At 40.7% G+C, this 26,451-nt stretch carries 24 protein-coding genes; 14 read left to right on the plus strand and 10 right to left on the minus strand.

The features are described from left to right. Positions 1 to 288 precede the first annotated feature (288 nt). From CDC33_RS26120 to btpA, 3 genes are all read right to left on the minus strand, one after another. Positions 289 to 2,448: a CHASE2 domain-containing protein gene (locus CDC33_RS26120; RefSeq protein ID WP_181374241.1), complete on the minus strand. Its 2,160-nt coding sequence runs from the start codon at positions 2,446 to 2,448 to the stop codon at positions 289 to 291. Between the two features lie 298 nt (positions 2,449 to 2,746). Next, positions 2,747 to 3,730 (minus strand): vitamin K epoxide reductase family protein, encoded by a 984-nt coding sequence (locus CDC33_RS26125; protein WP_109011388.1) that lies wholly within the window; start codon positions 3,728 to 3,730, stop codon positions 2,747 to 2,749. Positions 3,731 to 3,868: 138 nt separating this feature from the next. Further along, positions 3,869 to 4,717, minus strand: a complete 849-nt coding sequence (gene btpA / locus CDC33_RS26130) for a photosystem I biogenesis protein BtpA (RefSeq protein ID WP_109011389.1) — start codon at positions 4,715 to 4,717, stop codon at positions 3,869 to 3,871. Positions 4,718 to 5,388: 671 nt separating this feature from the next. Here btpA and rimO point away from each other — a divergent pair. Next, positions 5,389 to 6,708 (plus strand): 30S ribosomal protein S12 methylthiotransferase RimO, encoded by a 1,320-nt coding sequence (gene rimO, locus CDC33_RS26135; protein ID WP_109011390.1) that lies wholly within the window; start codon positions 5,389 to 5,391, stop codon positions 6,706 to 6,708. 245 nt (positions 6,709 to 6,953) lie between these two features. After that, positions 6,954 to 8,486, plus strand: a complete 1,533-nt coding sequence (locus CDC33_RS26140) for a DEAD/DEAH box helicase (protein WP_109011391.1) — start codon at positions 6,954 to 6,956, stop codon at positions 8,484 to 8,486. A gap of 146 nt (positions 8,487 to 8,632) precedes the next feature. Here CDC33_RS26140 and CDC33_RS26145 read toward each other — a convergent pair whose 3' ends face one another. The 3 genes from CDC33_RS26145 to CDC33_RS26150 all read right to left on the minus strand — a co-directional run bounded on the left by CDC33_RS26145 (position 8,633) and on the right by CDC33_RS26150 (position 10,073). Further along, a complete protein-coding gene (locus CDC33_RS26145) occupies positions 8,633 to 9,580 on the minus strand; it encodes an aldo/keto reductase (RefSeq protein ID WP_109011392.1) in 948 nt (315 codons plus the stop codon). A 36-nt stretch (positions 9,581 to 9,616) separates the two neighbouring features. After that, complete coding sequence (locus CDC33_RS41400; RefSeq protein ID WP_280524436.1) at positions 9,617 to 9,742, minus strand: hypothetical protein; 126 nt, start codon at positions 9,740 to 9,742, stop codon at positions 9,617 to 9,619. A 106-nt stretch (positions 9,743 to 9,848) separates the two neighbouring features. Further along, the gene (locus CDC33_RS26150; protein WP_109011393.1) at positions 9,849 to 10,073 is read right to left on the minus strand and encodes a hypothetical protein; all 225 of its coding nucleotides are present in this window, start codon (positions 10,071 to 10,073) and stop codon (positions 9,849 to 9,851) included. A 676-nt stretch (positions 10,074 to 10,749) separates the two neighbouring features. On the opposite strand from CDC33_RS26150, the gene CDC33_RS26155 reads away from it, so the two are divergent. From CDC33_RS26155 to CDC33_RS26170, 4 genes are all read left to right on the plus strand, one after another. Beyond that, a complete protein-coding gene (locus CDC33_RS26155; protein ID WP_109011394.1) occupies positions 10,750 to 12,183 on the plus strand; it encodes a BCD family MFS transporter in 1,434 nt (477 codons plus the stop codon). Positions 12,184 to 12,232: 49 nt separating this feature from the next. Continuing rightward, the gene (locus tag CDC33_RS26160) at positions 12,233 to 13,039 is read left to right on the plus strand and encodes an inositol monophosphatase family protein (RefSeq protein ID WP_109011395.1); all 807 of its coding nucleotides are present in this window, start codon (positions 12,233 to 12,235) and stop codon (positions 13,037 to 13,039) included. A 196-nt stretch (positions 13,040 to 13,235) separates the two neighbouring features. Then, positions 13,236 to 13,811, plus strand: coding sequence for a hypothetical protein (locus CDC33_RS26165; RefSeq protein WP_109011396.1), 576 nt, complete (start codon positions 13,236 to 13,238; stop codon positions 13,809 to 13,811). Between the two features lie 103 nt (positions 13,812 to 13,914). Further along, the gene (locus tag CDC33_RS26170; RefSeq protein WP_109011397.1) at positions 13,915 to 14,871 is read left to right on the plus strand and encodes an MDR/zinc-dependent alcohol dehydrogenase-like family protein; all 957 of its coding nucleotides are present in this window, start codon (positions 13,915 to 13,917) and stop codon (positions 14,869 to 14,871) included. Between the two features lie 180 nt (positions 14,872 to 15,051). Here CDC33_RS26170 and CDC33_RS26175 read toward each other — a convergent pair whose 3' ends face one another. The 4 genes from CDC33_RS26175 to petP all read right to left on the minus strand — a co-directional run bounded on the left by CDC33_RS26175 (position 15,052) and on the right by petP (position 18,080). Beyond that, a complete protein-coding gene (locus CDC33_RS26175) occupies positions 15,052 to 15,339 on the minus strand; it encodes a hypothetical protein (protein WP_100901131.1) in 288 nt (95 codons plus the stop codon). An 83-nt stretch (positions 15,340 to 15,422) separates the two neighbouring features. After that, the gene (gene chlG / locus CDC33_RS26180) at positions 15,423 to 16,469 is read right to left on the minus strand and encodes a chlorophyll synthase ChlG (RefSeq protein ID WP_109011398.1); all 1,047 of its coding nucleotides are present in this window, start codon (positions 16,467 to 16,469) and stop codon (positions 15,423 to 15,425) included. Positions 16,470 to 16,667: 198 nt separating this feature from the next. Further along, positions 16,668 to 17,768 (minus strand): Get3/ArsA fold putative tail anchor-mediating ATPase NosAFP, encoded by a 1,101-nt coding sequence (locus CDC33_RS26185; protein WP_109011399.1) that lies wholly within the window; start codon positions 17,766 to 17,768, stop codon positions 16,668 to 16,670. 120 nt (positions 17,769 to 17,888) lie between these two features. Then, a complete protein-coding gene (gene petP / locus CDC33_RS26190; RefSeq protein ID WP_109011400.1) occupies positions 17,889 to 18,080 on the minus strand; it encodes a cytochrome b6f subunit PetP in 192 nt (63 codons plus the stop codon). 160 nt (positions 18,081 to 18,240) lie between these two features. Between petP and CDC33_RS37950 the strand changes: the two genes are divergently transcribed. The 8 genes from CDC33_RS37950 to CDC33_RS26225 all read left to right on the plus strand — a co-directional run bounded on the left by CDC33_RS37950 (position 18,241) and on the right by CDC33_RS26225 (position 26,305). Further along, the gene (locus CDC33_RS37950) at positions 18,241 to 18,393 is read left to right on the plus strand and encodes a hypothetical protein (RefSeq protein WP_244919353.1); all 153 of its coding nucleotides are present in this window, start codon (positions 18,241 to 18,243) and stop codon (positions 18,391 to 18,393) included. A gap of 37 nt (positions 18,394 to 18,430) precedes the next feature. Then, positions 18,431 to 19,165, plus strand: coding sequence for a Uma2 family endonuclease (locus tag CDC33_RS26195; RefSeq protein WP_109011401.1), 735 nt, complete (start codon positions 18,431 to 18,433; stop codon positions 19,163 to 19,165). Between the two features lie 310 nt (positions 19,166 to 19,475). Further along, positions 19,476 to 20,282, plus strand: a complete 807-nt coding sequence (locus tag CDC33_RS26200) for an ABC transporter permease (protein WP_109011402.1) — start codon at positions 19,476 to 19,478, stop codon at positions 20,280 to 20,282. Next, positions 20,283 to 21,023: an ABC transporter ATP-binding protein gene (locus tag CDC33_RS26205; protein ID WP_109011403.1), complete on the plus strand. Its 741-nt coding sequence runs from the start codon at positions 20,283 to 20,285 to the stop codon at positions 21,021 to 21,023. A gap of 200 nt (positions 21,024 to 21,223) precedes the next feature. Continuing rightward, the gene (locus tag CDC33_RS26210; protein ID WP_109011404.1) at positions 21,224 to 22,441 is read left to right on the plus strand and encodes a class I SAM-dependent methyltransferase; all 1,218 of its coding nucleotides are present in this window, start codon (positions 21,224 to 21,226) and stop codon (positions 22,439 to 22,441) included. Between the two features lie 25 nt (positions 22,442 to 22,466). Beyond that, a complete protein-coding gene (locus CDC33_RS26215; RefSeq protein WP_109011405.1) occupies positions 22,467 to 25,064 on the plus strand; it encodes a glycosyltransferase in 2,598 nt (865 codons plus the stop codon). Positions 25,065 to 25,086: 22 nt separating this feature from the next. Next, complete coding sequence (locus CDC33_RS26220) at positions 25,087 to 25,299, plus strand: hypothetical protein (RefSeq protein ID WP_109011406.1); 213 nt, start codon at positions 25,087 to 25,089, stop codon at positions 25,297 to 25,299. Positions 25,300 to 25,339: 40 nt separating this feature from the next. Next, on the plus strand, positions 25,340 to 26,305 hold the full coding sequence (locus CDC33_RS26225) for a GDP-mannose 4,6-dehydratase (RefSeq protein ID WP_109011407.1): 966 nt from the start codon (positions 25,340 to 25,342) through the stop codon (positions 26,303 to 26,305). Positions 26,306 to 26,451: the final 146 nt, after the last annotated feature.

The raw sequence follows: 26,451 nt of genomic DNA on the forward strand, positions 1-26,451 counted from the left end.
TAAACCGAGTAAGTAGAGTATATTTTGCGTTAGTCAAAATATTGACAAAAATAATTAATTGGCTAGTTCTCTCTGATGATTAATCCCTTCCTCACCTGTATTCTTAGGTTGAGTTTTCAGGTGAAAAAACCTTACTAAGTCTTTATCTTGCCGAAAAACCACTTCGCAGAATATACACAATACTTTTTCAAGATAGTCCTTTAGACGTATCTCCACTCCTCATTCCTAATTTAAAGGTAAAAATTGTGACTAAAAAGAAAAAAACCTGGAGAATTGACTATTGATTAGTTAAGCAAACTTGTAGCAATTTTTACCTTGGTGTTTGGCACAATACATTGCTGCATCTGCTTGTTTCATTAAAGTTTCACTGTCTTGACTGTTGTATGGATAAACACTAATGCCAATACTGGCAGAGACTCGGATTGCATAGCCGTCCAAGACAACTGGCTTGCTAATACTAGTTAAAATTTTGTCGGCGATTGTACCAGCTATTTGAACATTAGGAATTGCACGTAAAATCACAGTAAATTCATCGCCACCCAAACGAGAAACTGTATCACTAGCGCGTAAAGAATTGCTGAGTCGTCCGGCGATAGTCATTAGCAAGCGATCGCCCGCCTTGTGCCCCAGAGTATCATTAATTTGCTTAAAGCCATCTAAATCAATAAACAGCAGCCCCAGCAACAACTTATTGTGTTGCGCCCAATGTAACGATTCGCAAAGTTGCTCGGCAAAAAATTTGCGATTAGATAGACCTGTGAGCGGGTCGTGATAAGCTAAGTGACGCAAGTGGTCTTCTTTGAGTTTTAGTTCCTTGTTAGAGCGAAATAGTTCAGCAGCAGTACGTTTTAGTTGTTCTTCCATGAGCTTGCGCCCAGTAATATCTCGGATAACCCCAACTAAAAAGAAATTGCCAGCTGAGTCTTTATGGAGCGATCGCTTAGTGGCAATTTGATGAGTCTGACCATCTGCATTGGTAAATTCTTCTTCATGTTCCTGGGGTTTTTGAGTCCTGAACACAAGATCATCCTGTTGTCGAAACACATCAGCTTCATGTTTAGGAAAAAAGTCATAATCTGACTTTTCAATTAACAACTTATTCGGATAACCGATAAATCGACAATACGCTTCATTCAAAACAATCCACTGATGTTGTTCATTTTTCACAAAAATTGGATCAGGAATTGTGTTGATTACGTGATGCAAAAATTCTTTAGAACGTTTCCATTCTTCCTGGATATGGGCAATATGACTAGTCATCCAAATAGCTGAACTGCCAAAGCTTAACAGTGAGGGAATTAGCGGTATCCACCAACCGAACAAGAAAGCAAGGTACGCACTCAGGGTCAATACCAAGCAACAAACTAGGATGCTAAAAAGACTCTTAGTTGCGTCTCTTATCCGCCATGTGGTCACAGTTCCCAGATAAGACCAAATAAAAATCCACAAGTCTTCCAATAAGTCAGGCCAGACCTTGAGTAATGGTCGTCCTTGTAAAGCAGCTGAGATTAACTCACTAGTAAAATAAGCTTGCAGTTGAATACCAGGTACAGGTTTTGCCGTACCCATTAGATTGCTGGAGTAGGGAATGAATACAAAATCATTAAGACTGGGTGCAGTGGAACCAATAAGTATAATCCGATCTTTAATAAAGTTTTCTTTGACTTTATCTGCCAGTACATCTTTCATCGATACCTGGCGAAAACTGCAAAATTTTCCCGATAAACTTTGGCATTTGGGGGGAAAACTGGACAAAATTTGGTAGCCTCTAGCATCAGCTCCCACATAACCACCATCATTACCCTTAAAACGAGTAAACGTGGCCTTACCCAATTGCAAATACTCAGGGTTGTTTTTTGCTTTGTTGGGAGTAATATTTTCTGACTTTAAATACAATAAAGCCAACTTCAGAGCAAAACTTTCGTGTACCTGATTATTAATGTGCCAATATAACAAACTGCGACGTATTTTACCATCGAGATCATACAGCACATTGTTAAAGCCCACTTGATCCTTATTTAGCCCCAGTGGAGGTGAAACATTAACGTTTTTGTCATTTGTCAGTAACTGAATACCAATCAAGTTGGGTATTGACTTATAAGTATTACGAAGTTCTTGATTCCCAGGCTCTACTGCCAAATCTCGGTAGATATCTAAGCCAATAGCCCGGGGTTTGTAGAGATTCAATTTTTTTAACAACTTGGCAATATTTGCATCTGGAATCGGCCACGAACCTACTTCCTTTAAATCGGCTTCATCAATCCCTACGATGGTAATACGCTCTTCTGGCGGTTCATTTGGACGTAAGCGAAAAAATTGATCCAAACCTGCCAGCTCCAAAGATTGTAATAATCCGACGGCGTGCAAAAGCAGGACGCAGCCTGCAACGCTGGCAGCAGTAATCAATTCTTTGTGTTCTCGACCAAGCGATTGTTTCAGTTTAAAGATTAACTTCACAAAATGCTTGCCTAATAATTGGATATTTTTTTATTTGAAGTCCCTAAGCTATTTCTAGTTATAAATAGGACTTACGCACACTCTACGAATTCTCGGCGCTCTTGGCGTCTTGGCGGTTCGAGAAATTAAGCTTTTTAGCAATTTTTGCGTAAGTCCTAATAAATTGACACCAATGGATATTAGACAACACCTATTATCTATTACTAAAAACAAAAAAGCCAACTGGAAACAGACTTTGCTGTATTCATCCAGTTGACTCGGTGTGAACTACACCGTACCACTAGGTCGATTACTTGAAATACTTGAAGTTACGAGGGCCAGTGTAACCAGAAGCTTTCGCTAGTTCCTCTAAGTTTTGGACTCCACTATAGCTTTTACCATTGATGATCCAAGTGGGAAAGCCTTCAATTTTTGCGGCTTTACACAGTTCTGGTTGAGCGTTGAGTCCACTAGGTTCGCATTCTACCTTAACATTCTTGTTGATTACTTCCTCGGCTTCTTTACCAAAAAGTAGCTTTTGTTCATGGCAGTGAGGACACCAGTAAGCACTGTATTCCTTCGCGCCTACCTTCGCCAAATGCTGTGCTAAGGCTATTTCTGCCTCACCAGAAGTAGTAGTAACTTCCCAACCGAAGGCTGGGTTAGGGTCTCCTTTGGAATTAAAGATAATTTTTGTCGGTTGTCCTGGAATTTCAGGTGTAACATCTGATTTATTCACGCCAGCATAAACGCCTAAAGTGCCAATCAGCGTCACCATCCCTACAATCAGGGCGGTAAAGAAGATTTGTCCAATATCTTCCCAAGTCCGACCGATTATCGTCAGCACCAAAAGACTCACAGAGAACAAAGCTGAACCGATACAGTAAAGACAAATAGCTTTGATTTGAGATGCTAGCACATACATTAAGTAGCCGCTAAAAACAGACATAGCGATCGCGCCCGCTAGCAGCAGCAACCACGTCCAATTTTCCAATTGTTTGCGGCTATTCTTTTCCCCTGAGTTGAATGCCAAGGGAGCTAAAGCAAATATCATCATACTGATATATGCCAAAAACCCAAACAAAGCTAATGGCTGACCAAAAACCGTTGCCCAAGGGCTAGAAAGTACATCATTACAGCCCTTGACACCAGCCTGTGCCACACAAGCTGCACTGCCTCCTGTTAACTTTTCTATGGTCAGATAACCAGTTATCAAGGCACCACATCCAGCGATCGCGGCAATCAATGGACGTGACCATTTATGAATCCAAGGAGTAGAACGACGGCGAATCATAAATATTGGGGAATGGGGAATGGGGAATGGGGAATGGGGAATGGGGAATGGGGAATGGGGAATGGGGAATAATAATTAATTGTTCACTTGCTCCCCCTACTCCCTACTCCCCACTCCCCACTCCCTACTCCCTACTTTCTAAGAATGTAACTTAACTTGTTCTGCTGATTTGCTGTCAGTTTTAGAGTTCCAATTGCGACGTGCAACTTCGACAAATTGACTGACGCGAATTGGGTCAATTGGTTGCTCTATACGTCCGTGGCGTTTTAAGGAACTGGAAACTATGACACCATCTGCTGCTTGCATCAATGTATCAATATTTTCCCAATTCGCTCCACTACCGATAAACACTGGTGTGCCAGCTGCTGCACCACAAGCTAGTTCCAAATCTTCTAAGTTCGGTGGGCTACCAGTAGCCCAACCAGATAAAATCACTCCGTCTGCTAAACCCCTTTCAATGGTGTCTTTCACGGCGACTGTGAGATTTGGAGAACTCAAAGGACGGGCGTGTTTCACCAACACATCGGCCAGGATTTTAACATCACAGCCTAACTCCCGTCGATACCGGAGTAATTGATGGGCTTCTCCCTCAATTAATCCTTGATCGGTTGCCATCACTCCTGTGAGGATGTTGACGCGGATAAATTGCGCCTGTACACAGCTAGCGATCGCCATTGCACTTTTAGCGTCGTTTCGCAAAACATTTAAGCCCAAAGGCAAAGTCACCAAACTTTGTATCCGTTGCACCACAATGGTCATGGCACTCACAACCACCGGATCGACTTGGCTTTTGGTAAACGGCGCGTCGAAAAAATTCTCCACAATCAGCCCGTCAACCCCTCCACTTGCTAGGGCCACAGCTTCTTGTTCGGCACGGTCAATCACCGCTTTCAAACTACCTCCCCAACGAGGTGAGGTCGGCAGTGGTAGCAGGTGAACCACGCCAATAATCGGTGAGCGAGTTTTAAATAATTGATATAAGTCCACGTCTTTAATCCGCCTCGCGGAGTCTAGAGTCTAGAATTGTTTGACTATTGACTATATGACCCTTGACTCTTGACTTTTCATTAACTAGTCAAATGTGTTTTATGATAGTCGGTTTATTGCCTCCTTCCTTAGATGGAAATTGGCCTGCAACCTCCCATAAGATATGTTAAGATAAAACTTGGCTACAAGAGGAGTTTGCCACTCACTAGACGCAAGGCAGCTTTCCGTGGTTTAGGCGTCTTGTCCGCGCCCAGTCGTAGGACTTGCCAATCGCCAGGCTAGCATTACTGCTTTCTAAGCGTAGTCGCTTTCGTCGATTTCCCGGAGGGTAGCGACTTCTCACAACAAGCCCTTTGGGCGGCTTCCCGATGGGTAGATTAACAACGCACACGCTGTGGTAATGTAAAATACCAATAAGCGAATTGTTAAAAAAGATTACAAGTGTCAAATGTACCCAAAGACACTTCAATTTACCCTGGGGAACAGATTGATAGGAATATCATAACATGACCTCTATTTTTATTTATTAATAGGGTTATGGCACGAACAGTTATTAACAGTGGATATTTGCCACTGTGCTGTTTTCACGAGGATGCTGATAGCAAAAAAGCTTAATTTTGCGCCAGAGTGTTTGATTACAGGAAGAAAAAAAATGAAGATTTTTTCAAAATATGGGTGACAAGCCAACAATTGCCATTTCTCACCTGGGCTGCGAGAAAAACCGAATTGATACAGAACACATGCTAGGAATGCTTGTAGAAGCAGGCTACGGTGTAGATACAAATGAAGAGTTAGCAGATTACGTTATTGTTAATACTTGTAGTTTTATTGAAGCAGCCCGGCAAGAATCTGTCAGAACTTTAGTAGAACTGGCAGAGGCAAACAAAAAAATCGTAATAACTGGCTGTATGGCGCAACATTTCCAAGAACAACTTTTGGAAGAGTTGCCGGAAGCAGTAGCAGTGGTTGGTACAGGTGATTATCACAAAATTGTAAATGTAATTGAGCGTGTTGAACTTGGCGAACGGGTTAAACAGGTTAGTATCGAACCAACCTACATTGCCGATGAAACTACACCGCGCTATCGTACTACAACAGAGGGCGTAGCTTACCTGCGGGTTGCGGAAGGATGTGATTATCGTTGTGCATTTTGTATCATTCCTCATCTTCGAGGGAACCAGCGATCGCGTACTATTGAATCTATAGTCGCCGAAGCCGAGCAGTTAGTTAGTCAAGGGGTAAAGGAAATTATTTTAATTTCCCAAATCACTACTAATTACGGTTTGGATATTTACGGAAAGCCAAAATTAGCCGAATTGCTTCGCGCTTTGGGGAAAGTAGATATACCGTGGATTAGAATGCACTATGCTTATCCCACGGGACTGACCCCAGATGTGATAGCGGCGATCCAAGAAACACCAAACGTCTTGCCTTATCTGGATTTGCCCTTGCAACATTCTCATCCAGATATTCTCCGCGCCATGAACCGTCCTTGGCAAGGACGGGTAAATGATGGGATTATAGATCGCATCAAAACGGCGCTACCAACAGCCGTACTGCGGACAACATTTATTGTTGGTTTCCCAGGAGAAACAAGCGAGCATTTTGAGCATCTACTAGAGTTCGTTGAGCGGCATGAATTCGATCATGTTGGTGTATTCACCTTTTCCTCTGAGGAAGGAACCCCCGCTTACAAGTTGCCAAATCAGTTGTCCCAAGAGGTGATGGACGATCGCCGATACCAACTGATGGAACTCCAGCAACCGATTTCTCAAAAGAAAAATCAACAGGAAGTAGGCAAAATAGTCGATGTCCTGATTGAGCAAGAAAATCCTGAAAGTGGTGAATTAATCGGTCGTTCAGGTAGATTTTCCCCAGAGGTTGATGGTCTGGTGTATGTCAAAGGCCAGGCAAAATTAGGAACCATCGTGCCAATAGCGATTCACCACGCTGATACATACGACCTCTATGGTCAAGTAGTCAATAACTAAATTGTCATTTGTCTTTTGTGCTTTGTTAAATGACCCTTACAGATTCATCCTTATATTAAGGTCAATGCTGCATTAATAGCAGTTTTCATGAGGGTTTAGCTGAAACTTTGGCGGACTTAACCCGCCCTTGGCTCACTAATAGCCAATGACTAATGACTAATGACCATTGTACAGACGCGATTAATCGCGTCTCTACTGACTAAATGACTAATCCAAAATCCTTACATAAAATTTAGGACGAATTAATGACTCTTTCATTTCAAGAATTAGGCATTTCCCAAGAACGTGTCGAACAACTAGAAAAAATCGGTTTTACCGAACCAACTAACATTCAAGTGCAAGCAATTCCCCAATTGTTAGCCGGTCGTGATGTAGTAGGTCAATCTCAAACAGGAACAGGCAAAACGGCAGCATTTTCACTGCCAATTTTAGAGCGGCTAGATATTAATCAAAAAGCCGTGCAAGCCATAGTTTTAACACCAACTCGTGAATTAGCAATGCAAGTTCACGATGCGATCGCCCAGTTCATCGGTAATGAAGGATTGCGGGTGTTAGCAATCTACGGTGGTCAATCAATTGACCGCCAAATGTTACAACTCAAACGTGGCGTTCACATGGTTGTGGGCACTCCAGGACGGGTGATCGATTTGCTTGATCGCGGCTGTTTAAAGCTTGATCAAGTGAAGTGGTTTGTGTTGGATGAAGCCGATGAAATGTTGAGCATGGGCTTTATTGATGATGTGATAAAAATCCTCTCTCAAGCGCCCGTAGATCGCCAAACAGCTTTATTCTCGGCAACAATGCCACCATCGATTCGGATGTTGGTGAACAAGTTCTTGCGATCGCCTGCAACTGTCACCGTTGAGCAACCAAAAGCTGCTCCCAACAAAATCAATCAAGTAGCTTACTTGATCCCCCGCCACTGGACAAAAGCTAAAGCTTTACAACCAATTCTGGAAATGGAAGATCCAGAAACAGCTTTAATCTTTGTTCGCACCAGACGCACAGCCGCAGAACTTACCAGTCAGTTACAAGGGGCTGGTCACAGTGTCGATGAATATCACGGTGACTTGTCGCAACAAGCGCGGGAACGGTTATTAAGCCGATTCCGTAACCGTCAAGTTCGCTGGGTAGTAGCAACTGATATTGCCGCACGAGGCTTAGATGTCGATCAACTCTCCCATGTGATCAACTACGACTTACCCGATAGCGTAGAAACCTACGTCCATCGCATTGGTCGTACTGGTCGTGCTGGTAAAGAAGGAACAGCAATTTCTTTAGTACAACCATTTGAGCGCCGCAAGCAGCAGACATTTGAACGTCATAACCGCCAAAGTTGGCAATTGCTGTCTATTCCCACACGCGCCCAGATTGAAGCAAGACACATTCTGAAATTGCAAGAACAGGTGCGAGAAGCTTTGACAGGTGAGCGTTTGGCTTCATTCTTGCCGATTGTCAGCGAACTGATTGAAGAATACGATGCTCAAGCGATCGCCGCAGCGGCACTGCAAATCGCTTACGATCAAACTCGTCCTGCTTGGTTGAGTTCAGATGTGGAAATCCCCCAAGAGGAATCCTCTGCCCCCAAACCAAGACTCGGTAAGCGCCGTGAATCATCTTCTAGCGATCGCCCCCGTGCTGCGTGGAAATCAGATAGCAGCAATGGTGAAGAAAGACATTCTTCTCCCAAGCCCAAACTACGGACAAGTGGACAGGATTCTTCTACATCTCCTAGTAAAAAGATAGGTTCACCTACAGCTAGGGAATCAGCTTCTTAATCTATTAATTAATTTTGGATTTTAGATTTTTCCTTTAATCCAAAATCCAAATCTAAAAATTAGTAAAGTTGAGAGTTAAGAGTCAAGAGTTAAGATTTTGACTTTATACTCTTGACTTTTTGGCTTTTTTAGACAGTTTAAAAATACTACAGCCAAGGACGACTAACTTGTTCTAATTCTCCAATTTCATCGTCGCTCAATCTCCAGCCCAAAGCACCAGCATTCTGCCGTACCTGTTCGGCTGTCTTCACCCCAGCTATGGGAATAACGTTACCTTGAGCAATTAACCAGTTGAGAGCAACTTGAGCAGGGGTGCGATCGTATTTTTCTCCGAAGTTGCGTAGCAAAGATATAACTGGGGCAATTTTTTGCAACCCTTCTTTGTTAAATCGCGGGTCTACTTTCCTCGCACCAGTGGGGGTTTCAGTACTATCAATACTGTACTTGCCTGTAAGTAATCCCTGTGCTAGAGGACTATAAGCCAAAATAGTCACACCCAACTCACGGGCAGTTGCAATAATACCTTTGCTTTCAACTTGACGAGTGAGTAAAGAATAGCGTACTTGGTTGACAGCCAAAGGTACTCCTCGGGCCGCCAATATTTGATGCGCGTCCCGCATTTGCTCTGCTGAGTAATTGCTCACACCGACTGTAGCAATTCTACCCCGCTTCACTTCATCCGCTAGAGCATTCATCAAAGTTTCTTGGCTTAAAAAGAAAGCAAAAGGCCAATGCACTTGGTACAGGGCAATTCTATCCAGTTGTAGCCGTTTGAGACTCTCTGTTAAAGCATCAGAGACGGATTGGGCTGTAAATCGCCACGGTACAGGGCCAAATTTTGTGGCTATCTGCACAGGTTGTTGTGTTTGTTGGAGAAATTGCCCCAAAAATTTCTCGCTTTTTCCCATTCCATAGATTTCGGCAGTATCAAAGAAGGTAACACCAGCTTCTAAGGCTGCTGTAAAGGCTTCTTGTAACTGTTCTGGGCCATAGCGATCGCCATAATTCCAAAATAGTTTATCACCCCAAGCCCAAGTGCCTATGCACAAGGGTGTAACAGATGGGCCATTTTGCCCCAATGTGATAGTTTCCACGGTTGCAAAATTTAATTTATTTACATTTCTTTACCTTTATAGTGTATCGTTACAGATTAAGGTTGGGTGTGGGGAAGTTGATGGAGTATTTAAGAGAGTGCGATCGCCACCATTTCGCCGCAACTCTTGTTGTGCGTAGGCGTAGCCTGTCGTAAACATCACGGCTTGCATAAAAATTGACAAATTACACCTGACAATATATCTATTCTCAAAATTAAGGGAGGCTATTAGCCTCCCTTTAATAATAGTTGAGTGTATTTACTTGTATTTAAGAATTAGATGATTTATCTTGCTTGGCTTTTTTGATTAATTCCATGTAGACATTAATCTCACTAATTTCGATATCATGCTCAACTCTGGTTACTTTCCATTTCTCCTTTTTTAGGTAAACTTCCTCTCCTACTCTGGGAGTAAATTGGAGATCGTAGAATTTTTTTAGAAAATCTTTTTGATTTTCTTCCCATAATATTACTTTGACTGGTTCTTTACTCATTGCCTATGCCTTTTTGGTTACTAGATGAAGGTAAGTAGTTTGATGATATGCATACGGCAAGTTTATCTTAATAATTCAAGGGAATAGCGTAGTTAAAACCACAATTTAATAGTGATATTTTTATGTGGCTTGCTTGCATCCGATAAAGTTACAGGTAATATTATGACTTTAATAAGCACCTATAATCAAAGTTTAATTACTTCTAGATCGCTTATTAAAGCAATCCGTGGATTAAACCAATTCGCAATTCGCAATGGGCTAACGCCCCGCTCCGCTAACGCAATTCGCAATTACGTTTTGTGACGGGGATTTAGACCCCGACACAAAACGTGCTGCCTATCTTGCTGGGGACTTAAACCCCCAAAGTTCGTTAATCCTAACTTGGCTGAAGCATACCCTAATTGAGGTGTATAATCGCTTGCCAAATCGCAACTTCCATTTTTCATTCGCTGATTTTAAGCGGGTAGGGTTTATCTTTATTTAAAGAGAGAGAGATTAAATCAGTTATCAGTTATCAGTTATCAGTTATCAGGCGTATGGTGGGGGATTTAGACCCGCCACCAACGCATTCCACCTGGAGGTGGGGGACTTAAACCCAGGGATAAATAGATCACTGATAACTGTTTACTGTTCACTGTTCACTGTTAAATCCTATAAACTATACGAAAAAGTAGCTATGGCAAGCGGTGAAGTATTTGATACCAAAACAAAATCCCTATCTGTGCCAAGGGTAAACCTGCTAACCATGTTCCGACTGGGTTTATTTCAGATGGGGTTGAGCATGATGTCTATCTTGACTCTGGGGGTACTCAACAGAGTCATGATTCAAGAAATAGCAATTCCGGCGACGCTGGTTTCAGTAGTTCTAGCACTGCCTTTATTTGTTGCTCCTTCGCGTGTCTGGTTTGGTCAGATTTCCGATGCCAAGCCTTTATGGGGATACCACCGCACAGCTTATGTTTGGCTGGGCGCGGCAATATTTGCGATCGCAGCATTTTTAGCTATACAAGTGATATGGCAGATGAATGTTGCTGGAAATAGTGCAGGTACTTGGGTATGGACAACCCAAACAATCGGTTGGACAGCACTTTTGGCTTTAGTTTTCGCTGTATACGGTCTAGGAATTTGTGCTAGCGCTACTGCCTTTGCTGCTTTATTGGTGGATATATCTGAAGAAGATAACCGTTCTAAAGTAGTTGGTGTGGTTTGGTCGATGCTAATGGTGGGAATTATAGTTGGGGCAATTATTAGTGCCAGCTTGCTAAAACAGTTAACGCCAGAAGCAACTGTAGAAACCTTGCAGCCAGCAATCAACCGATTGTTTACTATCGTCCCAGCAATTGTATTTGGTTTAGCGATCGCAGCCACATTCGGCGTAGAAAAAAAATACTCTCAATACTCAACCCGTTCCACACTGGTGAATCGGGAAGACAGTATTACTCTAGGCAATGCTTGGAAAATCTTGACAGCTAGCCCGCAGACAGGTATATTTTTCACCTTTTTATTGGTGATGACTATCAGTTTGTTTATGCAAGACCCGATTTTGGAACCTTATGCGGGTCAAGTATTTAAAATGCCTCTAGCGGAGAGTACCAAATTAAATATTTTCTATGGAACGGGTTTACTGATTGCCTACGGCGTTACCGGCTTTTACATTGTCCCGCGTTTGGGTAAGCGCAGAACTGCACGTTTAGGCTGTATGTTGGTAGCATTCTGTGCAATATTGCTAGGTATCTCAGGATTCACAGCTAATGCAGCAGTTCTCAAACTAAGCTTATTCTTTTTCGGTTTAGCCACAGGTTTCTTAACTACAGCCGCAATTAGCTTGATGTTGGATCTGACCGCAGCAGAAGCCGCAGGTACGTTTATTGGGGCATGGGGATTAGCGCAGTCCATCTCTAGAGGAATCGCGGTGGTAATCGGAGGTACAGTTTTGGATATTGGACGCAAGTTGCTACCAAGCCTAGAACTAGCTTATGGACTGGTATTCGTTCTAGAAGCTGTGGGAATGGTGCTATCGATTTGGTTTTTGAATCGGGTGAACATCACAGAATTTCAAACAAGTACCAAACAAGCGATCGCTTCAGTTTTAGAAAGCGATTTAGACTAAACTGTATGGGGCATGGGACAAATGACCAATGACAAATGACTAATAACTAATGAATGATTTTTGGACAACAATTCTAGATTTTGCTCAAACTACCACTACCAAGGTGGGAAAACAGCTCATGCAAGATTTTGGGAAAGTACAGGCTGACCAAAAAGCTGATGGTAGTTTGGTGACGCAAGCAGATAAATGGGCAGATCAGGAAATTCGGGATGCGATCGCTTCTAATTTCTCTGGTTACGGAATTTTGACTGAAGAGAGCGATCAGTCATTCCCCGGTACTGAGTGGTGCTGGGTAATTGACCCTCTAGATGGCACAACCAACTTCACACGCGGTATTCCTCTCTGGACAATATCTCTGGGTTTACTGTATCGAGGTACACCTATTTTTGGGTATATTTACGCGCCAACATTGAATCAAGCTTTTCATGGTTTCTGGGCAGGTTCATCTGGTTTAGCAACACCAACAGGAGCATTTCTCAACAACCACCCCATCCACAGTAGTATAGATAGTCCTAGCAACAATCACTTTTTTAACCTCTGTTCCCGCAGCACCGCAGCTATCAAAAACGGCTTTCCCTGTAAAATTCGCATGTTGGGTGTGGCTAGCTATAACTTCTTGACAGTTGCCACTGGGGCTACTCTGGGTGGTATTGAGGCGACACCAAAAGTTTGGGACTTAGCCGGGGCTTGGGTAATTGTCCAGGCTGCTGGTGGAGTCTGGGCTTCGCTGAAGTCAGAACCGTTTCCATTGTCACCGGGAGAAGATTATAGCGATCGCTCTTTTCCTACCCTTGTAGTTAGTCACCCCGAATTGATTCCGGTATTTCAACCTTTTCTCGAAGGCGTAAAAATTTAATATAATAATTCATTGTGTATCTAAACACAGTATTTTGTTAAACAGCCTGGTAAGCGGCGAAATAGCCGAAATTAAAGTAAACAAGGTTCTAGTCAGACAGAGAAATAATCCTGGTTTTAGTGCAATAACAATGAGCAACTAATTTAAGTACAGTTGTAATTTAAATTACACTATTTAACCTGGTATAAATAATTTTATGTTGTCTAATCTAGATTTAATTCGAGAGTTTGTGCAAAACTCTATTCATAAAAAAGAAGTTTTGTTGTCAAATCCTGCTTTGACAGCCCAAACAGTGTATAATACTAACCAACTGATAGCAAAAGCCGAAGGTGTGATTGCCACCGTCCAGTTATCTAAGACACTATCGGAATTCTCGATTTCTCCAAAATCATCCCAGTGGGAATTGATAAATCAGGCATTAGCAGAATCTAGTTATCTCCTCAAAGGAGAAGTGGATAGTAGAGGTTTCTATAAGTATCAATACTGCGAAGTTCCCAAGGGTTATAAGATGCACTGTACTAAATGTGTGCTTTTATGGCGAGCTTGGTGGAAATATCGCAAGTATACTTCAAGAGTCGGGATTCCGTTGGAACTTCTAATTAGAAAACGGGATTCATGGTATCCAATTAGAGATTTAATTATTAGCGACGGACTTCTTTATATCAAAACTTTAGGAAGTGAGATAGCGCTTGACTCAGACGATCTAGTTACCTGGTTAAGCAAAGTTGATGCAATCAATATTATTAAAGAAATACCTACTACAGAGACATAGGCATGGGTAGGGGCGTAGATTTGTACGCGGATATAACTAATTGATTTGTAAAGATTTTTGAAAGTGGTGTGACAACATAATTCGGCAAAGGAGGCGAAGAGAAATGAAAGGACTTTGGCTCGAAAACAACCAATTGCAGTTACGCACGGATATTCCCATTCCTGAACCACCACAGGGAGAAGCCTTGGTGCGCGTCTTGCGTGCGGGCATCTGTAATACTGACCTAGAACTACTCAGAGGCTACTATCCTTACACTGGTATTTTAGGACATGAATTTGTCGGTGTTGTCGTACAAGGGCCAGAACATCTAGTTAACCAACGCGTAGTTGGAGAAATCAATGCTGTTTGTGGGGATTGTCGGTTTTGTCGTAGTGGACAGCCTACTCACTGCGAAAATCGTACAGTTCTTGGTATTGTCAACCGAAATGGAGCCTTTGGCGAATATCTTTGTTTGCCGGTGGAGAACTTACATTTAGTACCTGATAATGTGCCAACAGAAGTAGCAACGTTTACTGAACCTATAGCAGCAGCTTTGGAAATTCAGCAGCAAGTAGCATTGCATCCAAATGACCGGGTACTAGTGGTTGGAGATGGCAAACTAGGGCAGTTAGTAGCCCAGACACTTGCCTTAACTGGGTGTGAACTTTTAGCTGTGGGGCGTCATCGAGACAAACTGGCTAATCTAGAAGCACGAGGGATTAAAACGAGTCTAGCTGACGCTGTTACAGATGGGTATTTTGATATCTCAGTCGAGTGTACTGGGAACCCAGAAGGATTTGCGATCGCCCGTCGCGCCCTACGTCCTCGTGGTACATTAGTGCTTAAAAGTACTTATGCTGGCAACCTCAACCTAGATGTTTCCTCGTTAGTAGTGGATGAAATAACTCTCATCGGTTCCCGTTGTGGCCCCTTTGCCCCAGCCCTCCAGCTACTAGCCACAGGACAAGTTGATGTGCAACCTCTCATTCATGCCACTTACCCCCTTATTGAAGGGCTTGCAGCTTTTGAACACGCTCAAAGTCGCGGTGTTTTGAAGATATTGTTAGAGATTGGTCAATAGTCATTGGGCATTGGGCATTGGGCATTGGGCATGGGAAAGAGGACTTGGGGACTCTTGAGAATTGAGGACAAGGGGAAACACTTGTTGCAAGTTCTCATTTAAGTCCCCTTGTCCCCTTGTCCCCTTGTCTACCCTGCCCCTGCTCCCTGCTTTCCCTGCTCCCCATTCCCTACTCCCTAACTAATACAAATAAGGATTTGTCTTCGGTTGATAGTCTAAACAATGGATGGCTTCTTCTGTATTGGCAATAGATGGGCGTACAGTACATTTAAGACGGTAATTGTCGGTAAAAAATTGGCAACCACTACAAGGGATTTGATGCATTTGTTTGGCTGTAGTTACACTATCTCGCGCCGCCGTCCAGAGACTCAAAACAGCGAGAATAGTTACAGTCCAAGCAACGACAAAGCAAATCGGGACTAAAAAAGGTTGAATCCCATGAATGAGGAAAGAGATCAGTTGCAACACGATATGTCTTGATACAAATTAGGAGTTAAAGGTATATTAACTCCTAACTCCCAACTCTTAACTTCTTACTATGGAAGTATCATTTAAATTCCAGCATGACCCAGCGCTAAACCAGTGACGAGCATTCCTAGAACCAGGAACGGTTGGGCGCTGGCTTGGTACTTAACATCATTCTTCACTGGGTCACGCAGGAAATACATATCCTGTAAGGTGATTTGCGGAATGATTAAGAGTATTAGTATTGTTGCATACAAATTCTCATGGATGCTGACGAGATAAGCTGCGATCAATCCTTGAAATACATCAATCGTTACTACACAAATCCATGCCGCAGTAGTGATGCCAAACATTACGGGTAGTGAATTTAATCCTAGCTGGCGATCGCCTTCTACACTCTTAAAATCATTAACGATGGCAATACCCAATCCAGCCAAGCTGTAGAACATCGTCAAAATCACGATTGTGGAATTGAGATCGCCAAACAAAGCGTGTCCTGTAGACCAAGGTAGGGTGATATAACTTGCACCCAAGGCGTAGCTACCTAGCCACCCGTTTTGCTTGAGTTTCAGAGGAGGTGCAGAATAAATGTAGGCGATGAAAGAACCGATAATTGCGATCGCTGTAATTGTCGGGAATTCATGACCAGACCACACATCCAGCGCAAACGCCAAACCATAGCCAGCAATTAGTAATACCCAAATCTGAATAATTACCTGGGGTAAGGGAATTGCCCCAGAGGGAATCGGACGATAAGGTTCATTAATGGCATCGATTTCGCGATCGTAGTAATCATTGAGGATTTGGGTGTAACCTGTCATCAATGGCCCAGCCAGCAGCATACAGGTTGCTACCTTCAACACATTTTCCAGTGTCCAAGTATAGTTACCAGAAGAAGCCGCACCACAGACTACACCCCAAATTAGGGGAATCCAGGTAATCGGCTTCATTAGCTGCAAACGAATTTTCCAAATTGAAGTTTCCCCGGACGCAGCACCTTTCATCCCTAGCAGTTGCCTAGTTTTCGCATTGCGATCGGCAGATGCGTTTGCTTGCTCATTAGAATTATTTGCCACTGAGTCTAGTGCCTCAGCTGGGTTAGGGTCTGGGGTAATGGGAGTTGATTCTGACATAATTTATTTTTACTAATTAATTGGGCATTGGGCATTGGGAATTGGGCATTGGGGCATTGGGCATTGGGCATTAGGAATTAGGCATTGGGCATTAGTTATTTTTTATCTGCTTTCCCTGCTTTCCCTGCTTTCTTTGCTCCCCCTGCTCCCTTATCCCTCATTCCCCACTCCCAATTCTCCACTCCCCATTCCCATACCTTAAAACGAAATTATCAAATAATTATTCTGAAACTTTGCTCCAGCAACAGGTCTGCCACTCAGAGCCGGGGGTAAAGGTATATTCCGTCGCTGATCTCCTGCTTCTACCGTGACTTCTGGCCCATATTGGGTGAGTTTGACCTGCTTTTTGTCAAAACTTGGCAAGAATAGGCGTACTTGACGATTGTGGATATCTATTTCAATTGGTTTGGGAGCCTGTAACGCTTGTGCTTCCAAGTTGGGTAAGGCATCTATTAGTGGTTGCCAGTCACCTGTTGACGAGTCAGGAATAACGCTTACAGGTAGGGGAATAAATTCCTCCGATAGATTAGTAGTTGTCTCAGTAGACACAAGCAGAACACCACCAACAGTTAAACCAATTTGTTGAGCACTACCCCACAAATAACGAGCATTTGCTACTTCAATGGGATCTCCTGTGGTCACTAAGAAAGCGGCAAGACGCTTAGGATCAGCAAGAGCGGCTCTCCCCTTTTCTAAGAAATTATTGACTTGGTTCGTGGGCCCTGCAAAGTTATCTGCTGTCCAGTTGACATTGAAAAAGCTGCTAATGAGCGGCTGAATCAAGGGCGATTCAGTAATCGTCTTCCCCAAATCGGAGTTGACAAATAATTGCCGAAATCGCCGGATATACCAACTGAGAGATTCTGGCAAACCCAACATTCGTAACGTTAAAGAGTCACCCGTGCCATCGTAGACGATCGCATCATATTTGCCACTGGCATCATATTCGCGGATAGCATTCAGGGCGAGGGCATTGTCCATTCCCGGCAATGCTACCAGTTCTTGACCAAAAACATCTTTGAATATGGGCGTGCGAAGATATTGCGCCTCAAGTTTCTTCACTTCGTCCCAGTTGCGTTCTAGTAGTACAGATGCTTGAAACTGGACTACTTGCAAATTGGGAGCGATTTCTTGGGGATCAGCAGCAATGGGAGTGCCTAGTAGAATTGATAAGGTTGGTTCTGCTTGTCCTGCTAGAAGTACGCGCTTGCCTTGACTTGCCAATAATTTGGCGGCGGCGATCGCAATTTTGGTACGAGCGGTGCCGCCTTTGCCCAAAAATGTCAATATTAGAGCCATTACTTGATTCCTATTTTCACCGCCGGTCTTTTCAACTCCAACTTAGCACTCAACAAAGAATCTCAGCCTGTGCTTTAAACTTCAGAAGCCAAGAAAAACCCGCTTCTGAGTTCTTTACAGTTACACAGGTTTGATTTCATCTTCAAAAAACCAAGTGGAAGTATTGTCGTCAAACAGCACCACTACACCGATTCCACGACCATCGGTGACTTTATAGCCTTGGATGATACCCACTTGCCCTAGTTTTTTTACCACAGGGGCAGAAACGCGATCGCGCAAGCGAAAGACTTTAACCTTTTGTCCGATTTCCATGCCTGATTACAATTTCAGATAAACCAAATCTCAGTGTAGCGGAATCCGTGACTCTGCTCTCACAAATTCAGTGGAGATGGGGAAGAAAATTCCAAACTTCTAATTTCTAACTCCTGATCTAACAGCTTAAAATTAAATCAACAATCAAACAGGTACAACGATGATGTTTATCACAGCGCAACAGCTAGAACAGCAGATGCCCGATGCAACTCGGTTGTTAAGTGATGAGCCAGAGATGGAAACTTCGTTGCATTGGACAAGAATAGCTGCTTTGGCAACGCTTGGCGGAAGATTTGCGATCATTAGAAGTTAATCCAGATAGCTTGAGTTAAACAACAAAGGTAGTAGTCATGTATCAAACAGATCCACCCCGTCCGCCACAAGAAACCATGCCTACGATGTATGATTTACCCAGTGAATTAGTAGGGGAATCAGGTTTGCCAGATGAATTTCACCGCATTCAGGCGGATTTGCTCAGTGAAACTTGTCAGCCTCTGACTTATCCATCTGAGGAAATTTTACTTGCTAGTGACTTGAATCTTTACTACGACCCCCGCCATACTTTATGGTACAAGCGTCCTGATTGGTACATGGTTTTAGGACTACCTAGTGCTAGCCAACAGCAAGACCTACGCTTAAGTTATGTTATTTGGCAAGAGGGAGTTGTTCCATTTTTAATAGTTGAATTACTTTCACCAGGTACAGAACAAGAAGACTTAGGAAAAACACTGCGAGAGGTCAACCGACCTCCAACAAAATGGGAAGTATATGAACGCATTTTGCGGGTTCCCTACTATGTTGTCTACGATCGCTATGAAAATCGTTTGCGTGCCTTTCAACTCATAGGCACTCGCTACGAGGCAATATCTTTACCAGAGAACCGCTTGTGGCTGGAAGAGTTAGAACTAGGATTGGGTCTTTGGCAAGGTTCTTATCAACAAACAACAGGTTTGTGGTTGCGTTGGTATAATGCAGCAGGTTGGGTACCAACGCGAGGAGAAAAAGCTGAACAAGAACGTCAACGAGCAGAACGATTGGCAGAGTATTTGCGATCGCAGGGAGTTGATCCAGATAATTTGAGTTAGCTAGATAGAGTAGCGCTTAGATCATCACCTGAGCAGACATTCTCAAAAGCATTATCTTTGACTTTTAAACAATTGTATGAGTTATGCAGCCTAATGATTTGTGACAGATAGTTCTAGGAACCAATTAATTTATCAATTGGTCTTACTGGGATAGATGTGGTTAAGAGTATAAAAATGGTCAATAGTAACTTGTGTGTTTAACAATGCTTTTTAAAATAAAGTTTTTATTGTTAAAGTAATACGGTAAAGTAGCCACCAATAGTATAAAATTTGCGAATAATTTAGCTGTGATGTATAGCGGTGTATAAGGATGAAGCTTTCGGTTAAAAGTAATTCAACTTGGTTGCAAATGTGGCGTTACTGGGAATTGCTGCACGTCTTGGTAGCGCGAAATCTTAAAGTGCGTTACCGGGGTTCATTCCTGGGGGTTTATTGGTCGCTCTTGAACCCGTTGATTATGACGGGGTTGTACACTGCAATTTTTGGAGCAACGTTTGCGTCGTATTACAATAACTCAATCCCAAACTATGTATTAGCAGCGTTTACAGGGCTGGTGGTAATCAACTTCTTTTCATCTTCTACCTCTCAGGCATTGAGTAGTGTTGTGGGCAACGGCTCACTTTTGAATAAAATTCGCCTGCCAGTCAGTATTTTTCCCATCTCAATGATTGCAGCAAATGTATTTCAGTTTGCCGTCGGAGTGTTGCCCTTGTTAGGAATTATAACTTTTGTTAAATCTAAGAGCTTAGTAAATGTGCTAGCATTGCTGTTTCCATTTCTAGCGCTGGTTTTAGTCTGTACAGGAGTTGGTTTTTTGGTAAGCGCTTTATATGTATTTTTTAGAGATTTACCTTATTTTTATGAGTTAGTTATATTTGTAATTTGGATCAGTAGTCCTGTATTTTATCCGCCAGCCATTGTTCCAAAAACAGTAAGAGCGTTTTTAGGGTTAAATCCTTTATCACCAATTATTGAAAGTATCCGTCAAATTACACTATCGGGAGCGCTACCGGATTTAAGTTTAATTTGGGGAGCCTTACTCAGTGGCATAATTATTTTGTCACTGGGATGGGTTTGTTTTCACTTGTGGCGACATCAATTTATGGATTTGCTGTAAATGGAAGTAATTCGCCTAGATCAAGTTTCGCTGTGGCGACGGACACAAGAAGAGTTTTCTTATGACCTAAAGAAAACACTGCTGTCTGTTATGGAGGGTAAATATCACCAGCCTGCGAAGAAACTGGTGCTAAATAAGATTGATTTAGTTGTTGAAAGAGGGGAAAAAATAGGAATTATAGGGGCAAATGGCTCGGGTAAATCAACACTATTAAAGATAATTTCTGGGATTTTGCAACCTACCAGTGGTTTAGTGCGAGTGCGTGGACAAATTGCTCCATTGATTGAACTAGGAGCGGGGTTTGATGCAGAAATTTCTGTAATGGATAATATTTTGCTGTATGGTGTATTACTGGGATATTCTCGAGCAGAAATGCGGGAAAGAACGCTTTCAATATTAGAGTTCGCAGAGTTAGAAGATTATGCATTAATACCAGTGAAGGGACTATCTTCTGGTATGGTAGCCCGATTAGGGTTTGCGATCGCCACTGATATACAGCCGGACATTTTGATATTGGATGAAGTATTGTCGGTAGGAGATGAAAGTTTCAAAAACAAGTGTAAGCGAAGGATTGAGCAATTTTGGAATCGTAACGCTACTGTATTAGTAGTTTCTCATGATTTAAAGTTTATAAGACAGTCTTGTGTTCGAGGAATTTGGTTAGATCAAGGAAAAGTACGTTTTAGGGGAAATGCGGATGAAACTGCCGACTACTATTTAAATTCAATAAGTCAAATTTAATGAATATAAATAACCTGATATTAATTATTTACTTATCATTATAAATTCTGTCTTAAGTAAAATTATTTGATGAACTGGGTGAATAGGGCAACTATATGATTAGATAAACTTAGGCAGATATTTGCTTAGGGTTTTTATAAAATTTGCTAAGAATAAAATTATATTCTTTTCGGAAGAATGATAAATTTCAGGAGAATCAGATGGATTACGAAAAAATACTAGAGCGTATTTATAATGTTTATCAAGAATCTGTTATGTTTTATCATCCTGTTGAAAAGGAACAAGATGAACAAAATAAAGCAATAAATATACCTAATAAATTAATACATAATAGTTACGTTACAGAAATTGATGGTAACTATTTACTATTTTTTAATGAGATATATACGAATACTATTCGTAAATGGTTAAAAAATATTTTAAAGAAAATAGCATGGCCTATTTTTAAAAGACAAATTTATTATAATTCTGCTGTTAGACAAATTTTATACAATTTAATACAAAAAAGTGATGAATATTCTACAAGAGATAGAGAGGTAAACGAAAGGTTGTCTCAACTTGAGCAAAAAGTAGAACAGTATTCTAAACTTGAGCAGAAAGTAGAGCAGTATTCTCAACTTGAGCAGAAAGTAGAACAGCTTTCTCAACTTGAGCAGAAAGTAGAACAACTCTCTGCTGAACTACAAGTTAATAATAATGTAGCTAGTCAATTCGCTTCTGCTGAGGAAGCAAAAATTAAGAGTGGATTATGGTTTAATGATCCAATCTGGGTAGGCCATCGTGATAATGGTGAAGCTTACTGGGTTGAGACTACTGAAAGAATTTTAGAAAAGACTTTTGTCTTGCATTCTCTAGCCTATTTATATCAATCTAGGCATATAGAAATTTTAGATGTAGGCGCTGCCGAAAGTCTACTGTCGTATGAGTTAGCTAGTTTTAATTATTCAGTTACAGCAATAGATATTCGTCCCATAGTGTTATTTCATCCCAATTTGAAGTTTGTTCAAACTGATATCTGTAAACCTGTATTACCGCCAGCTAGTTTTGATTGCGTTATCGCTTTATCTACTCTAGAACATATTGGTTTGGGATGGTATGGAGATGAAACAGGAGAGAGTTATGATGTGAAAGCTGTCCAACAGATTAGTTTGCTTTTAAAGCCACAAGGTAGTTTCATACTAACAGTTCCTTATGGGAAAAAAGCTTTAACACCAGTACATAGAATATATAACCAAGAATCTCTCCAAAAACTGATTCAAGATTTCAAGATAATTCAAATATCCTATGGAGTACGTAAGGATGAGTTCACTTGGACTATCACTGAAAACGAATTAGAAGCATCTGAAAAAGAACATAATCAAAATAATTACCTTCCTGGTGCGGTAGCTATGTTGGTATGTAAAAAAAATCTGGTGTAAATAATCAAATCAGAAGTAACGTAACATGAAAATAGCTATTGATATTCAAGCTCTTCAAACAAATAATTCTAGAAATAGAGGTATTGGACGTTATACACAATCTGTAATAGAAGCTATATTTAGACAGCAGAATACTCTCAGTTACCAGTTATATACTAACAGTACTCTACCAGCACCAGAGCTGGATAAGAATTACTTTCAATATAATTCTGTAGATTACCCTTACATTGGTAGTTGCGACATCAATGATCTATTGTTAAAAACTGTTTTAATGGCAGCAGATGTTGACATAATATTTATACCTAGCCCGATGGAGGGTTTTGACTCCACAATACCTGACTATAGCGATTTTACTAAAAAAGTTTTTGTTATCTGCTATGATTTAATTCCCCTTATTTTTTCCGATAAATACTTAAATGATCCGAATTTACGCTCATTTTACATGAAGCGCTTAAGAAATATACAAAATGCTGATTTTATATTCGCAATCTCGGAAGCTACTCGCCAAGATGTAATTAAATACCTAGACATATCTCCTGAGAGGATTTTAAACGTTTCAGGTGGTGTTTCTAGTTTTTTTACTCCAATTCAAGCTCATGAACATCAAGCTTGGTTTGAAACTTTCGCAAAGAAATTTGGTATTTACAAGAAATTTATTCTTTATACTGGAGGTGAAGATTGGCGAAAGAACATTGAAGGGCTAGTTACTGCTTTTTCTACCTTACCTAAAGATTTGCAAGAATGTTATCAGTTAGTAGTTGCTTGCAAAGTTTCTGAGCATTTTAGTAAAGAAATAAATAGTTTAGCTTCAAAATTAGAAATTAATAAATCTATAATATTAACAAATTATGTTACAGATGAAGAATTAAGAGCTTTATACTCAACCTGCTCTCTATTCGTTTTTCCTTCTTTTTATGAAGGCTTTGGTTTACCGCTACTTGAGGCTATTTCATGTGGAGCACCAGCTATTGCAAGTAATAGCTCATCTTTGCCAGAAATTTTAGGTTCTGATGAATTACTGTTTGATCCATACTCACCTTCTGATATGGCTAGGATCATGCAAAAAGTTCTATCTGATGAGAACCTAAGAAAAAAAATTTCTGATAATGCACTTTTACAATCAGCAAAATTTTCTTGGAAATATGTTGCTAAAAATATCCTCGATGTGTTTCAAGAGCATCAGGTATTAAAGAAAGTATCCATCTCAGCTAATCAAAAGCCACAAATAGCTTTTTTTAGCCCATTTCTACCAGCTAAATCTGGTATAGCAGACTATACTCAGGATTTGTTACCATCCTTGGTGCAACATATTAGCCTTGATTTATACCATGATGATAGTTATTTGCCCGATATTAACATCAGTAATAACTTATTTTCTCATAGTAAATTTGAAGAAAGATTAAAATTTCAACTATATGAAGCTATTATTTACCAGATAGGGAATAGTAGTTACCATTCTTATATATACTCCCACTTAATGAGATATTCGGGAATATCTGTGTTGCATGACTATTATCTAGGAGGGTTAATTAATGATATGGAAGCTCGTTGTCCAGAGCTTGGTGTAAAATTTGATAAAGAGCTAGAACACTGTTACGGAAAAGATAGAGCAGTAGAAATTTTAACCCTTTTAAAAACAAAAAATTTAGATGTTAATAAGAATTTATCTGAAGTAGGTATTTATGTAAATAGAAGAATTTTTACACGTTCTCTAGGAGTTATATTACACAGCAAATGGGCTTATAACCATGCTATTAAAGAATTTGTTAATGATAATTGCCATATTGTTCATATACCTCAGATAGTACCAAAGTATATTGTTAAAGATAAATCAGCAAGAGATCAGCGCAAAGAGTTGGGTCTTCCAGACGATAAACTTATAATATCAACCTTTGGATTTATTAATAATACTAAACGTCCGCTACAAATTCTTTATGCATTTAATAAGTATCTTGTAACTCAACCTAATGCTTACTTAATATTTGTTGGTGGTACTGATTACCTTGGTACAATTAATATAGAAGATGAAATTAGAAAGCTAAGTTTACAAAATAAAGTAAAAGTTACTGGCTATGTCAATATGTCAGATTTTTACCATTATATAGAAGCATCAGATATATGCCTCAACTTAAGATTTCCTTTCAACGGAGAAAGCTCTGCATCACTTCTGCGAATTTTGTCTGTTGGTAAGCCTATTATTGTCACAGATATCGGTTCATTCTCTGATTTTCCCAATGATGTAGTCTTAAAAATACCCCAGCCTAGGCACAGTGATGAAGTAGAAGAGATATTCAAATCTCTGGTTTTACTAACTCAAAACCCAGACTACAGACAATCCTTGAGCGAAAATGCATATAAGTATATTTCTAAGGAACATTCCCAAGAAAGATGTGCTAATTTATATGCTAAATTTATCCAGGAAATACTTTCTTCAACTGAAGCAAAAAGTAAAAAACTTGCTGACTATGTGGGACGTGAATTAGCTAAAGTTGCACCCAATATATCCAAAAAAGTGCTTACTAATTTTGCTATAGCAGTAGAGAATTCCTATAAGGAAAAACAGCAAGTAGTTAAAAATATTAATTTTAATGATTCTGTAATATCAATACAAGAAAATAGATAAAAGTAATTTAGATATAGTTATAGTGATCACAGATATTTCTACTAATTTTGGCATAGAAGTATTAGCAAAAAAAGAAGTTATGCTACGAGAAATTTTAAATAAAGAAAAAATAAAACTGGAATTTATTATAGACATATTATCTATACTTGAATTTCGCGTTTTATCCTTGGGAATATCTATGATTTTAATTGGTATTAAACCAAGTATTATGGCTTCCATAAGGTTAAAAAAATAATATAGTAGTCTTTACAGAGATAAAATTAAAAAAAGGGAGTATGACAACAAAAAAAGCGTTGATCACAGGTTTAACCGGACAAGACGGCTCTTACCTTGCTGAACTATTGCTAGATAAAGGTTATGAAGTATTCGGTTTAGTCCGCCGTTCAAGTTCTAGCAATCTTGACCGCATCAATCATTTTTCTAATAATATTCAAATTTTATCTGGTGACCTTCTAGATCAATCTTCCTTAATGGATGTGATTGCTGAAGCTCAACCTGACGAAATTTATAATCTTGCCTCACAAAGCTATGTCCCCATTTCTTGGACACAGCCTGCTCTAACGGCTGAATACACAGCACTTGGTGTCTCTCGCTTACTAGAATCTATCCGTCGCTGCAAACCAAATGCTAGGTTCTATCAAGCCTCCAGTAGTGAAGTTTTTGGTCAACCTGACGAATCACCCCAAACCGAACGTACTGCTTTCCGTCCCCGTAACCCTTATGGTGTAGCGAAAGCTTATGCTCATTGGATGACTATCAACTATCGGCAAAAATATAATCTTTATACTTGTTGCGGTATCACTTATACCCACGAATCACCTCGACGCGGTACAGAATTTGTATTTCGTAAAATCACACATACTGTGGCTCAAATCAAACTTGGTTTGGCAAATGAATTAAAATTAGGAAACCTAGAAGCTCGCCGTGACTGGTGCTACGCCAAAGATGCTGTTTACGCCATGTGGCTGATGTTACAGCAAGAGCAACCCAATGACTACATCATCGCCAGTGGTGAAACTTACTCTGTTAAAGAACTTGTTGAGTGTGCCTTTAACTGTGTTGGGCTTAATTGGGAGGATTATGTCTCAGTAGACCCCGCTTTTTATCGCCCTGATGAACCTGTGCAGTTAGTTGGCTGCATTGATAAAATTAAGACTGAGATAGGTTGGCAGCCTGAATACTCCTTTAATCATTTAGTTGAGTTAATGGTTGATTATGATCTTAAGAAATTGAGTAGTTAGCTCGTTTAAGCTCTTACTCATAAGTAGCCAGTAATTAGACAAGGAAAAAGCAAAATATCTTACCTAAGAATGTGATAATCGAGTTTCTTTATTATAGAATTTCTTAGGTATAGATATACTGCCACGAACTATCAGAATCTTACAAT

This window comes from Nostoc commune NIES-4072 (assembly GCF_003113895.1).
Lineage (GTDB): Bacteria > Cyanobacteriota > Cyanobacteriia > Cyanobacteriales > Nostocaceae > Nostoc > Nostoc commune.